The organism is Neobacillus drentensis (assembly GCF_036962765.1).
GTDB lineage: Bacteria > Bacillota > Bacilli > Bacillales > Cytobacillaceae > Neobacillus > Neobacillus drentensis_C.
In genome coordinates, this window is sequence record NZ_JBALOS010000040.1 from 51,803 (window position 1) to 64,970 (window position 13,168).

General features: G+C 37.5%; 10 protein-coding genes. All 10 read right to left on the reverse strand.

Annotation, left to right across the window (positions count from 1 at the left end; translation table 11 throughout):
• Nucleotides 1-337 precede the first annotated feature (337 nt).
• The 10 genes from V7137_RS06900 to V7137_RS06945 all read right to left on the reverse strand — a co-directional run bounded on the left by V7137_RS06900 (nt 338) and on the right by V7137_RS06945 (nt 12,872).
• Entirely contained in the window at nt 338-703 is a 366-nt protein-coding gene (locus V7137_RS06900; RefSeq protein WP_335697401.1) for a glyoxalase superfamily protein, read from the reverse strand.
• 45 nt (nt 704-748) lie between these two features.
• Nucleotides 749-2,074, reverse strand: a complete 1,326-nt coding sequence (locus V7137_RS06905) for an ABC transporter substrate-binding protein (protein WP_335697389.1) — start codon at nt 2,072-2,074, stop codon at nt 749-751.
• 26 nt (nt 2,075-2,100) lie between these two features.
• Complete coding sequence (locus V7137_RS06910; protein ID WP_335697390.1) at nt 2,101-3,690, reverse strand: response regulator transcription factor; 1,590 nt, start codon at nt 3,688-3,690, stop codon at nt 2,101-2,103.
• A complete protein-coding gene (locus tag V7137_RS06915) occupies nt 3,668-5,464 on the reverse strand; it encodes a sensor histidine kinase (RefSeq protein ID WP_335697391.1) in 1,797 nt (598 codons plus the stop codon). Before V7137_RS06915 ends, V7137_RS06910 begins: the two co-directional genes overlap by 23 nt.
• A 229-nt stretch (nt 5,465-5,693) precedes the next feature.
• Nucleotides 5,694-6,518: a glycerophosphodiester phosphodiesterase gene (locus tag V7137_RS06920; RefSeq protein ID WP_335697392.1), complete on the reverse strand. Its 825-nt coding sequence runs from the start codon at nt 6,516-6,518 to the stop codon at nt 5,694-5,696.
• A gap of 381 nt (nt 6,519-6,899) precedes the next feature.
• Complete coding sequence (locus V7137_RS06925; protein WP_335697393.1) at nt 6,900-8,564, reverse strand: glycoside hydrolase family 13 protein; 1,665 nt, start codon at nt 8,562-8,564, stop codon at nt 6,900-6,902.
• Between the two features lie 58 nt (nt 8,565-8,622).
• Entirely contained in the window at nt 8,623-9,636 is a 1,014-nt protein-coding gene (locus tag V7137_RS06930; RefSeq protein ID WP_335697394.1) for a LacI family DNA-binding transcriptional regulator, read from the reverse strand.
• Between the two features lie 55 nt (nt 9,637-9,691).
• Complete coding sequence (locus V7137_RS06935; protein ID WP_335697395.1) at nt 9,692-10,507, reverse strand: carbohydrate ABC transporter permease; 816 nt, start codon at nt 10,505-10,507, stop codon at nt 9,692-9,694.
• Nucleotides 10,507-11,367, reverse strand: coding sequence for a carbohydrate ABC transporter permease (locus V7137_RS06940; protein ID WP_335697402.1), 861 nt, complete (start codon nt 11,365-11,367; stop codon nt 10,507-10,509). Before V7137_RS06940 ends, V7137_RS06935 begins: the two co-directional genes overlap by 1 nt.
• A gap of 194 nt (nt 11,368-11,561) precedes the next feature.
• Nucleotides 11,562-12,872 carry an ABC transporter substrate-binding protein gene (locus V7137_RS06945; protein WP_335697396.1) on the reverse strand — a complete coding sequence of 437 codons (1,311 nt, stop codon included), beginning with the start codon at nt 12,870-12,872 and terminating at the stop codon, nt 11,562-11,564.
• Nucleotides 12,873-13,168: the final 296 nt, after the last annotated feature.

The window sequence follows — 13,168 nt, forward strand, 5'->3', positions numbered from 1 at the left end:
CATTTTTCTTGTTCCACTATAGGGTTTTGTCCTTCGGAGACTTTTCGATAGACATTTTTCACGTTCTATTGTGGATTTTGTCCTTCGGAGCCCTTCCGATGGACATTTTTCACGTTCTCCTGTGGATTTTGTCCTTCGGCACCTTTCCGATAGACATTTTTCCTGTTCCACTATAGGGTTTTGTCTTTCGGAGCCCTTACGATAGACATTTTTCTTGTTCCACTAGGGGGTTTTGTCTTTCGGAGTCTTTACGATAGACATTTTTCCTGTTCCATTAGGAGATTTTGTCCCTCGGAGCCTTCTCCAACCAGGTACCAAAAAAAACTCCTCTAGTATCTTAACTAGAGGAGACGTTCTCAAAAAATATTATCTTATTGCCAAACGGGTCATGGATGCATAACTCTTTGGTATTCCACGGGGTTTCTTCGATGCCAGGACGAGCGTACTTGTATTCCTTCGAAAGAAGCTGGGCATGATATAGCTCAATGTTCCCGATCTCAATTCGAACCGCCGCACCAGGACAGCTATCCCCATGATGCTCTGAAAGATGTAGGATACAATTTTTATAGGAAACTTGCAAATACAATGGAAGATTTTCCTCAAATCGATGTTCCCAATCGATCACAAATCCTAAAAAATCCAAATAAAAATCTTTAGCTTTCACCTCATCAAATATTCGAAGGATTGGTGTGAGACCTTTCATGGTTATTTCAGATGTATTCAAATTAATTTACCCCCTGCCCCTAAATTATTTGATTTCTTTAAGACCTGTATTGATTTTTTCAACTGCTTCTTTCGCCGCGGTCTTTACATCCTTTCCGCCGATTCCAACATCCTCAAATAATTTCCTAATGGCATCACTGACAACAGGGTAGGTCGGCGTTACGGGGCGGTTCTTTGAAAACTTTTGAGTTTGTTGTAAAAATATATTCTTAGGATATTCGTTCAGTTCTGGGAAATCTTTTGCTACAGAGTATCTTGCTGGGACATCACCAGTAATCTTGACATACTTTTTCATTCCTTCATAACTTGTCACAAATTTAATAAACTCCCATGCCTCCTGTGGATGTTTTGATTTTGATGTGATTCCGAGCGCCCATCCTCCATTTGGAACAAACTGATACTTATCCTTTGGCAAAGGTGTTACCCCAAAATCATCTCCCAACTTGAATTCAGGGTGATTTTTTTTCAAATCTTCAAGAGTCCAGGAACCAAGTACGGTCATTGCAAGCTTCCCTTCTTCAAAGGCACCACTGGGTATTTCAAGCCAAGCAACTCCATATTTATGATACAAGTCTTTGTAAAATTGTAAGGCATCTAATGCTTGTTTTGAATCTAAATATCCACTTGCAGTAGTTCCATCAGGGCTTAAAATATCAGCCCCGAACTGCCAAAGAAGTGGTGTTTTAAAATAAGCAGGAGATTCTCCATCATTGAACCCCTGTGCTGGGTCAATACCGATCACACCTTTAGCCGGATTATTCACTTTTTTAGCAATCTCCAAAACCTCATCCCATGTTAAGGGGTTATTGGGATCTTCTGATGGATAAGGAATGCCAGCTGATTTTAATAAGTGCCGATTGTAATATAAAGCAATACTTGACTCTACAATCGGTGCGAGGTAAATTTGCCCCTTATAACTTAATCCTCTTAAGGTGGAGTCAGGGATATCATCGATCTTTCCCTCTTTTCTCATAAAAGGGTCGATGGATAATAACGATCCGGTATTTGCATATAGAGCCAGCGTAGGACTGTCAATCGTCAATATATCCGGAGGGTTCCCTGCGGCCAGTTCCGTTCGCAGCCTGATTTCATAATCACTATAGGGAATCGACTTCATATTCACCAAAATATTTGGGTTTGTTTTTCCAAAAGCAGAAACTAACTCTTCAAATGCTTTATTTTCTGCCGCGTTTCCGCTATTTCGCCAGAACGTCAACTGGATTCGTTTGGAATCCTTTACCGTTTCCTCTTTTTCTTTTTGGCTGCTGCCGGAGAATGTATCCAAAAAAGACAAAGCATACACTAAAATACCTAAAAATATAATTGCAAAAATAGTGAACCATTTTTTCATCTAAATTCCCTTTCTTTCTTGAAAACTTAGGAATCTAAGGTATTACGAAATTCAACCGGTGTTTGTCCAACATGTTTTTTAAAAACCGTACTAAAATATCCGGAGTTAGAAAAGCCGACTAAGTTTGCTACATCAATGATCTTTAGCTGTCGATCCCTCAGAAACTGCTGGGCTTTGTCCATTCGCAAGTTCACCAGATAGTCACTAAAATTCTGACCAACATAATTCTTAAAAGTTTCCGATAAATGAGCACTATTGATATGAAAGAGTTCCGATAATAGGGTCAGTGAAATCTCACTGGCGTAATGCCGGTCCAGATAATGCCGAACACTATCCACGATTACCTTTCCATTTGAAAACCGTGCCAAACGTACCTTTTCAATAATTAACTGAGCTAATTGAAGGAGGTTTTCAAACACTTTACTTTGCGAATTAAGCTCCCAAATACTTTGTTGGCAATTCCAAATTGTTTTTTGAATATCCTTTGTTTCGATATCATATTTTTTGGCCAGCGACCCTAACAAAAATAACACTCGATTGGCAGCAAACGAAAACGATAAAATCGATTGGTTCCCGTTCCCTCGGAAAAAGGAATCAACATTTTCTCTAAACGCTTCGAAGTGGACATTTTCAATCGCGTTGGTTAACTTTCTCTCAAAATCAGGTGAAAATTCAAAGGCTTCCTCTTTTATTATCTCCGCATCAATCACCTGTGATTGAGAGCCTAATTGACTTTGACTCCAAGCAAGTAAACTAGAAATATAACCTGTCTTAAAGTTAGCCAGACCGGTTACCACATTTCCAATTCCGATCACCGTTTCTAAATTTAGCAATTTCTTCACATTTCGCTGTACAGAATCCACTAAACATGAAGAATTATTAACACTTCCTAAATCAATCCTCCGTAAAAAATGAACCATATTAGCATAACTTGGATCGTAAAAAGAATAGGTTCCTTCATGCTCTTTAGAGATCTCCTTGCATAACATTTGAAAAGGAAGCCAGAGCTCTTTTAATCGATTGGGATTACCAAACCTCTCTCGAATTTCGACGGTGACAAATTGGACCACCGCGTTGTCATTGACAAGCTCCTCGAGTTGAAGCTGGCGGAGTCTCTCGATGACTAAATTTAGCTGTAACCATTCTTCTTTTACTAAATAGAGCAAGTATTGTTCCTGTACTTCTTGTAGCTGGGTAAGAACAAGATGACGCATCTGGGTCGTTTCAACCTGTTTTTGCCTCTCTGTCTCAATTTCTTTACCGACTTTTTGCAAGGCTTCAACTAATTCATCCGGGGCAACAGGTTTTAGTAGATAGTCCTTAACCCCTTCTTTCATCGAACCACGAACCAATTCAAAATCGGAATAACCCGATAATACGATCACTTTTACTTTTGGAAATTCGTGCTGACAACGTTTAGCTAATTCTAGGCCATCCATAATCGGCATTCTCATATCTGTAAGAACCAAATCAATATCCATTTTTCCGAGCAATTCAAGCGCTTCTTTACCATTGGAAGCCTCGCCAACAATTTGAAATCCTTCCTCTTCCCAATCCACCTTCATCCGCAAGCCTTTACGAATTTGAATCTCATCATCCGCAATGATGACCTTCATCATGTATATCACCTCGATCAAAATTAATACACAATGTAATCCTCGTGCCTATATTCTTTTCAGATTCAATCTTATAGGAAAAGTTTTGACCGTAGTAAAGCTTTAAGCGGCCAAGCACATTCTTTAGCCCAATACTGTTTCCTTTGCTAGCTAAAACACTAAGCGTTTCATTCTTTGTTTCTTCACTCACTAAGTCTGCTATCACTTCTTCAGACATGCCTATCCCTTTATCTTCTAAAACTATCAATACTTGATTGTTAATTTTTTCTGTCTTAATAAATATTTCAGCAGTAGTTTTTTCTATAAAACTATATTTGACGGCATTTTCCACCAGTGGCTGAAGGACGAATTTAATAATAGGAAGATTCCTTGTCTCCGGATCCTCCACAATATCAATCGTAATAGCATCTTCATATCTTACCTTTAAAATGTCTGTGTAGCTGCGGATATAACTGATCTCTTCACTCAATCTCACGACATCATTTTGTGTATTCAATGAATACCTCATCATCCGGCCTAAGTAGATGCTTACGTTCATGACTTCTTTATTTTTCCCTTGAACGGCTAATCCCCCGATGATTTCAAGCGTATTGTTCAAAAAGTGAGGATTGATTTGAAGTAATAATGCTTTGTATTCAGCATCTTTTCGGCGGATGTTCGCTTCATATTCTGTTTCAATTAAATTCTTCAATTGATCGACTGTATGATCAAAAACCTTTACCACGTAACCAACCTCGTCGTTTGACGATTTAATCGTTGGCATAAAGCTTTTGGCACCCGTAAAATCTCCGCGTTCGATAAATTTCATTGCCTTTGCTAGTTTTCCTAACGGGCTGACGATATTGGATGAGAGCACGAAAGAAGCAACAATTGTTAGAATAAAAACGACCGCACTGATTAATAGTAGGTTGCGTTGCAGCACATTCACTTTTGAAAATAAATCAGATTTGGTTACTTCACTAACTAGAATCCAATCACCTACTGCTAACTTTTGAAAAAACACAAAGTATTTTTCGCCATGATAATCCGTTTCTAATAACCCTTTTTGCTTTTGATTATTCTTTATTTTAGTTAAACTATTTTTTAAAACCCACTTTGGAGTATCAATTTTCCCTTCTAACACATTTGCTCCCTGCTGATCTATTAAATATGCATGTCCTTTTTTTCCAATCGAGATTTTTCCTAAGGCTGTCTCCAGCAAGGTTGAAGGGAAATTCACCTTTATAAATCCGTAGGAAACTACCGTATTCAAATCAACGAGAGGTAAAATATAACTATTACTATTTCCTTGTCCTGGCATATAAGGATCAATATGTGATTTTACAAATCGTTGTTCATTAATCGTAAAGTCTTGGAACCAATCGATGTTGTGTAAGTTGGGATTATTACCCCATGCCCCTTCACCATTATTCAGTACGACCGAGATAGACATCCCATTAGAATTGTTTACCATCATCGAGGATAGTAGCATTTTCAGTTGATTCTTCTGTAACAAACTCTGTTCTCTTGGTATTTCTTCATCTTTATTTTCTAACCTTAACCACTGCTGTGTGGTTTGATTTACTAGGACCTGTTTTCCCAAATCCTCCGCCTGAGTTGTAATAGAGTCAGTATACAGCGAGTACTGGTCCATAGCTTCTATAGTTAAATCCTGCGTCTGGTCTTCAATAATAGATGTAAACCACCTTGGGATAATAATCGATAAAATGATTAAGGGAATCGTTAACAAACATGTAAATATAATAAATAAGCGATTGCGTAAGGAAAAAAACATCGTATCCCCCCAGACAAAAGAAAACCCTTACAATCTATTGCTCAATCAATAAGTTTTGACTATTATTATCTATTCAATTTAACATATCCCCTATCAACTTACTACGGGATATTCCAATAATGAATGTTTCCAATATAGGATCAGCGCTATTGTTCACATCTTTTTAAACCAAAAAAAGAGTGTCAAAAAGTTTCTACTTTTTGACACTCTTTTTGCATATGTTTCCTTACTATCTTGGATCTACATAATCAGGATAATCAGTTATAATTCCATCCACCTTCATTTTTAAGAGAAAGTCAGCTGCTTCATGGCTGCGAACAGTCCAGGATTGAATTTTTAACCCTTTTTCGTGTACTTGATTAACCAATTCTTCCGTCACAATTCCATAACTTGGGTTAAAATAATCAGCATAGGTCGCAAATTCCTTCAATGCTTGTTCCGTTGTGTCCACTTTATTCGAAGTAAGGACACCGATCGGCACTTTAGGCAACAAGCTATTCATTTTCTTCATGGATTCAAAATTAAAAGATTGAATAATGATTTTTTCATTTTGCGGTTTATCTAAGTTTCGTTCTTTTAATTCTTGAGCTACCATTTCTTCAATTCCAGGATAGAGTTCAGGTGCCTTTAATTCTATTAAAATACCAATTTTCCCATGATATCTATCTAGAATTTCATCAAATGTAGGGATCTTTTCGCCTTTAAATTGTTCCCCCTTCCAGCTGCCTGCATCAAGACTTCTGATCTGATCAAAAGATAGGTCTTTAATATACCCCGTACCATCGGTTGTTCTATCAACCTTTGTATCATGGATGATAACCAATTTCCCATCTTTACTTCTTTGTACATCAATTTCAATATAATCTGCTTTCATTTCTACCGCCTTATCAAAAGCAGCAACAGTATTTTCAGGCGCATATCCTGATGCTCCACGATGAGCAACGAGATCCACTTGTCGTAACTCCCCTTTTGTTTCTGCAGCAAAAGCATGCTGAAACGGACTAAATAATAAAGTAAAGGCAAGGCCTGCTCCTAATAAAGTTGTTTTTCTCATTTTTCCTCAACTCCCTTTTATATGTGTACTACATATAAAATTGTATTAAAAAAATATTAAGTGAAAATTTAATTAGCATATAGAAATCATTAAAGAAATGTAAAAAAGCATAGGAAAATGAGCATTCCAAAATTCACAAAAAAGTCGTTCTTTTTCCTTTTGATAAGGATGTTATTATATCGGAATGTTGATTTTCGCTCCAAGGGCTTCGCTTACTGCGGGCGGCTCGGGGCGCCTTCCGCTCCAATCAACATTGCTAAAATATCTACAATAACCTTTAACACAGCCTTTGTTTAAATATAAAAGAGCAGAGACCGGATTTCGGCTCTGCTCATTTCATATTCATATAGACATATGATATCGTCTATTAATATTCGTTTACTACATACGGTAAACTCTTGCCTCATAAGGCTTTAATGTTACTTTCTGTAAGTGTTCATGTTTTGAGACCTCATAATTATTCAGAAGCAAGTGACGATAATCAAGGGAAACCCCTTCTAACTCAGCTGGTTGGGCGGAAAGATTCGTCATAATAATTACCTTTTCATCATTTAGCGTCCTCGTGTAGGCGTAAATTTGCTGATTATCTTCAAAAAGCAACTCATATTTACCGTAGGTGAATATTTCATTTGCCTTCTTCAAAGCAATCAACTTCTTATAAAAATTCAAAACAGATTTGGTATCTTTTTGCTGGACTGCTACGTTGATTTCTTTATAGTTCGGATTGACCTTCAACCATGGACTTCCTGTACTGAAACCAGCATTCACCTCGTCGGACCATTGCATCGGCGTCCTCGAATTATCACGTCCAGAAGCCCAGATAATTTCCATTATTTCCTCGTGTGGAACACCATCCGCTCTCTTCAAGCGATACATATTTTTTGCAGATACATCATCATAATGTTCAATCGATTCAAATTGGACATTTGTCATGCCAATTTCCTGACCTTGATAAATAAATGGAGTACCCTGCATTAGAAAGTACATAGCCGCGAACGCTGTAGCACTTTCACGCCAATATTCTTGGTCATTTCCCCATGTGGATACAACTCGTGGTTGGTCATGGTTCTCGATGAATAAGGCGTTCCACCCTTTATTCTCCAAGCCCTTTTGCCAGCGGGATAATACATCCTTAAGCTCCACAATATCAAGCTCTTTTTTCGTCTCGGCATCCCAAAGTGCTAGATGCTCAAATTGAAAGACCATATTGAATTTCCCTGTTTTTTCTCCGACCCAAAGATCCACATCTTCCACGTCGTCTACCGTTACTCCGTTCGCTTCTCCAACAGTCATAATGTCATATTTTGCAAATGTCTCTTCTTTTAATTCCTGTAAGAAAGTATGAATCCCATCGACATTCATCATTTTATCAAAGCACTCAACATATGGCAGCCCCTCAGGATTCGGCATATCCTTTAAGCCCTCTTCTTTTTTGATGTGACTGATCGCATCAACACGGAAGCCGTCAATCCCTTTATCCAGCCACCAATTGACCATTTCATAAAGCGCCTTCCGCACCTCTCCATTTTCCCAATTAAGGTCCGGCTGTTTTTTTGAAAAAATATGCATGAAATACTGATCGGTTAGTTCGTCATATTTCCATGCAGACCCGCCGAAGATGCTTTCCCAGTTATTCGGTTCTTCGCCATCTTTTCCGTCACGCCAAATATACCAATCGCGCTTCGGACTATCTTTGGACGAACGGGATTCGATGAACCAAGGATGCTCATCACTTGTATGGTTAATCACTAAATCAAGGATTAGTTTCATCCCACGGCGATGTGTTTCCTCTAAAAGAATAGTAAAATCCGCCATTGTTCCGAACTCTTCCATAATTTCCTGGTAGTCACTGATATCATAGCCATTATCGTCATTAGGCGATTGATACATCGGACTTACCCAAATGACATCAATCCCTAAATCTTTTAAATAATCTAATTTAGAGATGATGCCATTGATATCCCCAATCCCGTCTCCATTGGAATCCATGAAGCTTCGAGGATAAATCTGATAGGCCACTGCTTCTTTCCACCATAATTTATTCATGTAAAATCCTCACTGACTCATTTTTGTTATTTATTCACATTTTATTCAAAATTTATTTTTACAGCACAGATTTCCGTTCAATTAGCTTCGTTGGTATCGTGATTCTTTTTGGCAACGTTTCAGGATTTTCGATTTTTTCAATTAAACATTCGGTAGCAACACGTCCTAATTGAAACGTACCGATATCCACCGAAGTTAATGGAGGCCTTGAATGCTCAGATAACGAGAGATTGTTAAAGCCAACGACAGAAATATCTTCAGGGACTAATATGTTTAATTTCTCTAGATGGCTAATGATTTCATATGCCATTAAATCATCCTGTGTAACCAACGCTGTTGGAGGATCGTTAAGCTTCATAAGCGAACAAATGGCGTCTATCCCTTGTTCATTGACCATCTCCTCATTAACGAGATACGCCTCATTAACTGTAAGTCCAGCTTCTTTAAGTGCTGATTTATACCCGTTAATTCGATCAACAGTCACCATAAAATCTGGGTTGATTCCAACATAGGCTATATTTTTATGACCGTGCTCAATTAAATAGTTGGTTACCTGTTTACTAATAAAAATATTGTCATTATCGACATAGGTAATTCTCTCTTCATTCACACTTGGCCTCCCAACTACCGTAAAAGGAAAGCCAATTTCTTCAAGGTAGTTCATGGTCCGGTCATTGACACGTGAATATAAAAGGAGAATACCATCTACACGTCTGCCCATTACCATCGACATGACTTCTTCGTGGATTTCTTCCTCGGTTGACCCTGTAGAAAGGTAAATGCCATATTTACTTTCATGGGCATACATACTGATTCCTCTTAATACTTCAGGGAAGAATGGGTTTCGAAAGGCATGGTAGGCCGAATTCGGCATGATCACTCCAATGGTTTGAGTTGATTTAGCAACCAAGCTACGTGCTTGCAAATTAGGATAGTATCCTAATTGTTCCATCACTTCTTTTACACGTCTCTTCGTTTGTTCACTGATTCGCGGGTTATTAGCTATTACCCTTGAAACAGTCGAAGGTGCCACATTTGCTTCCCTTGCCACATCCTTAATTGTAACCACCATTACTTCCCCCTAATACCAATAAATCGCTCAATTTTACTTTATTATAAAATAGAAATTATTTTACAGCACCCTCTGAAATTCCTTTGATAATTTCCCTCTGTGCAAAGAAGTATAAAATGATTACCGGAATAATTGCAATTGTTAATCCTGCAAGTGCTAAATGCCATTGCTTCGTATATTCACCAAAGAAGAAGAACATTTTCAATGGAATAGTTTCCATTCCTTCTTGGTTAATAACAAGAGATGGAAGTAAGTAGTCATTCCAAATCCAAATCGTATTTAAAATCGCAACCGTCACAGTAATCGGCTTTAACATCGGGAAAATGATGTACCAAAAGATTTGAAAACGATTGGCTCCATCGATCGTTGCTGCTTCATCCAAGGATTTTGGAATCCCGCTTAAAGTACCATGGTATAAGAAAATGGATAAACTCGCACCAAAGCCTAAATACATAAAGATAATTCCAACGCGATTAAGCAATTCTATTTTCCCGAAAATCGTAACTAACGGAATCATAACGGATTGGAACGGGATTAACATCGCCGCAACAAACATAAAGAAAATAATCGTACTCATTTTGCTTTTATTTCTAGATAAAGCATAGCCAGCCATGGATGAGAAGATAATGATGATGGCTACACTTACTACCGTAATAATCGCTGAGTTCATGAAGGTTTTTAAAAAGGTAAGTTCGTTAAATGCTTCGATATAGTTATCGAAAGTAAATACTTCCGGTAATTTTAACGTGTCTGAAAAGATCTCTCTCTTTGTTTTAAAGGAGTTAACAAGCATTAAGTAAAAGGGAGACAGCCATAACAGCCCTAATAATACACCAAGGATTTCAAGCGGCAATTTATATTTTCTTCCCATTACATTTCAACCTCCCTTTTCTTGTTAATGTACACTTGTGTTAAGGAAATAGCTGCAACGATGATAAAGAAGATAACTGCTTTAGCCTGAGCATAAGCCATTTCACTTTCACCAAATGCCGTTTTGAAGATCTCCATTGCGACCATTTGTGTGGAATTATAAGGTCCACCCGCTGTTAATGATAAGTTTTGGTCGTAAAGCTTGAAAGTATTCGACAATGTTAAGAACATACTAACTGTGAATGCAGGTGCAACTAACGGGAATACGATAAAACGCAGTCGCTGTAATGAGCTCGCACCATCAATTTCAGCCGCTTCGATCAGCTCTGTTGGTACACCCTCTAGGTATGAGATATAAATAACCATAATGTATCCAGCCATTTGCCAGCTCATTAGGATAACTAAGCCCCAAAAACCGGTTTGAGTCGTAGAAAGCCAGCCTTCTAAGCTTTCAATGCCAAATAAATTTCCTATACCCGCAAAGACTTTGATAAAAATAAACTGCCAGATAAAACCTAAAATTAATCCACCTATCAGGTTTGGCATGAAAAAGATTGTACGCAAAAACTTACTTGATTTAATTTTAGATGTAACAATAAGTGCTAATGCAAGCCCAAAGAGGTTAATAAGAATAATGGAAACAACTGTAAACTTCACAGTAAACCATAATGAATCTAAGAATTCCTTATCTTTAAAAACATTCAAATAATTCTCAAAGCCGATAAAACTTCCCACTTCAATACCATTCCAGTTTGTAAAAGAATAATAGACCCCAAAGAGCAAAGGAATGATAACGACCATAGATAATGCTAAAAGAACCGGGGCTAGAAATAACCAATATGATATATCACGAGTACGCATCATGGGAAAAACCTCCAATGTGATAATTGTAATTTTTTTAAGTTAGTAAATTCTTGAAAGAAAAGGGGCTGATTGATAAGAAAACCCTAACACTAACCTATCCCCCCTTATGAACCAGCCGCTTGCCTCTCTGCTAATTTATAATGGGTCCTGCTTTTATCAAGTAGGACCCATTATATAAATTTCAAAAGGGATTATTTATTTCTTGCTTTTTCCCAAGCTTCTTTTGAAGTCTTCACTACGTCTTCCCACTTAGCTTCTTTGCTCAAATATTTTTGGATTTGAACACCAAGTGTATCTTGTCCCCAGCCAGTTGGGTAGCCCATGAATGCCCAGCCGATAGTCTTGCCATCTTGAGCATATTGATAAATTTCTTTCGAAAGTGGATCACTGATTTTTGATGCATCAAAGCCATCATAAGCAGGGATAAATTTAAAGTCGTTGATAACGATCTCTTTACCTTCGTCTGAAGTATATAACCAATCTAAGAATTTCTTAGCTTCTGCTTGTGTATCTTTGTCCTTGTTGCTATTTACGCCCCAGTACATTGGGATACCAACAGGAATGGCATCTTCTTTGTATCCTTCAACAGGGATTGGTAAGAAACCAATGCTCTTATCAGCAAAATCTTGATCAATACCAGCGATTGAGCCATATGCCCAGTTACCTTGTTGGATCATTGCGACTTTTTGAAGTGAGAATAATTCTTCTACTTGTTGAGCATAGTCAAGGCTTACAGTTGGTTGTACAGAATAGTTGTTTTGAAGGTCAAGAACCTTTTTAAACGCATCACCATATTTGAAGTCAACTTTCTTAGCATTGAATGCAGTTAGAACATTGTTATCAAATTCAGGCGCAAGGAAAGCGTTGGATAAGTGTAAACCAGTTACCCAAGTTTCTTTACCAGGAAGTGCAAATACTGCTTTAAGACCAAGATCTTTTTTCTTAGAATCTAAAGTTTTTACTGCATTTTCAAGGTCAGCGTAGCTCTTGATAGATTTTGGATCAATGCCAGCTTTTTCGAAAACATTTTTATTATAGATAAAACCGTAACCTTCTTGGTTGTATGGTAATCCTAAAACCTTACCATCTTTAGTTACACCATCAAGTGTTCCTTTTAGTGCCTTTTTAGATGCTTCTGTATCAGAAAGGTCAGCTAATTTCTTTCCCCAATCTTGCACGTCTTGTGGTCCACCAATGTTGTAAATAGCTGGCTCTTTACCAGAAGCAAACTTAGATTTTAAAGCTGCACCGTAATCTTCACCGCCACCAACAGTTGTGATGTTGATGTTTACGCCTTTGTGTGAGTCTTCATATTTCTTTGCCGCATCTTCAAATTGCTTTTTGAATTCTACTTTGAATTGGAATACATCTAATGTAACATTTCCGCCTTTTGTTCCTTCTTTAGCTCCGTCACCTTTATCAGCGTTATTACAGCCCGTTAAAAGGAGACTTAATGAAAGAAGACCAGCTCCAATTCCAGAAAATAATTTTTTCTTATTCATGATTTACCCCCATACTTAAAATTTTTGTGAATCTAAAAGTGTGTGCAACCGTGGGAAAACATAGTTGATTTTATTATGTTCTAGCGTGAATTAGATATTCTAAGAAAATTTTAAACATACTAATTATATTTAAAATACTGCTTCTTAATGCAATCGTTTGCACTAAAGTATAAATAAAAATAATTTTTTTAGTATGTTGAACTGTTTTAATAATCTTAGAAATAGTGAAATCACTAGGTGCCAACGATATTGTTTGCACGAAATAGCAGAAAAACGGTAAAAAAACATGATTATTC

Bases quoted from the DNA above. Each gene is read 5' to 3' on its own strand.
- V7137_RS06935 (WP_335697395.1), bottom strand. From the start codon at position 10,507: ATGGGAAGAAAATATAAATTGCCGCTTGAAATCCTTGGTGTATTATTA.
- V7137_RS06900 (WP_335697401.1), bottom strand. From the start codon at position 703: ATGAAAGGTCTCACACCAATCCTTCGAATATTTGATGAGGTGAAAGCT.
- V7137_RS06910 (WP_335697390.1), bottom strand. From the start codon at position 3,690: ATGAAGGTCATCATTGCGGATGATGAGATTCAAATTCGTAAAGGCTTG.
- V7137_RS06905 (WP_335697389.1), bottom strand. From the start codon at position 2,074: ATGAAAAAATGGTTCACTATTTTTGCAATTATATTTTTAGGTATTTTA.
- V7137_RS06925 (WP_335697393.1), bottom strand. From the start codon at position 8,564: ATGAATAAATTATGGTGGAAAGAAGCAGTGGCCTATCAGATTTATCCT.
- V7137_RS06930 (WP_335697394.1), bottom strand. From the start codon at position 9,636: ATGGTGGTTACAATTAAGGATGTGGCAAGGGAAGCAAATGTGGCACCT.
- V7137_RS06920 (WP_335697392.1), bottom strand. From the start codon at position 6,518: ATGAGAAAAACAACTTTATTAGGAGCAGGCCTTGCCTTTACTTTATTA.
- V7137_RS06915 (WP_335697391.1), bottom strand. From the start codon at position 5,464: ATGTTTTTTTCCTTACGCAATCGCTTATTTATTATATTTACATGTTTG.
- V7137_RS06945 (WP_335697396.1), bottom strand. From the start codon at position 12,872: ATGAATAAGAAAAAATTATTTTCTGGAATTGGAGCTGGTCTTCTTTCA.
- V7137_RS06940 (WP_335697402.1), bottom strand. From the start codon at position 11,367: ATGCGTACTCGTGATATATCATATTGGTTATTTCTAGCCCCGGTTCTT.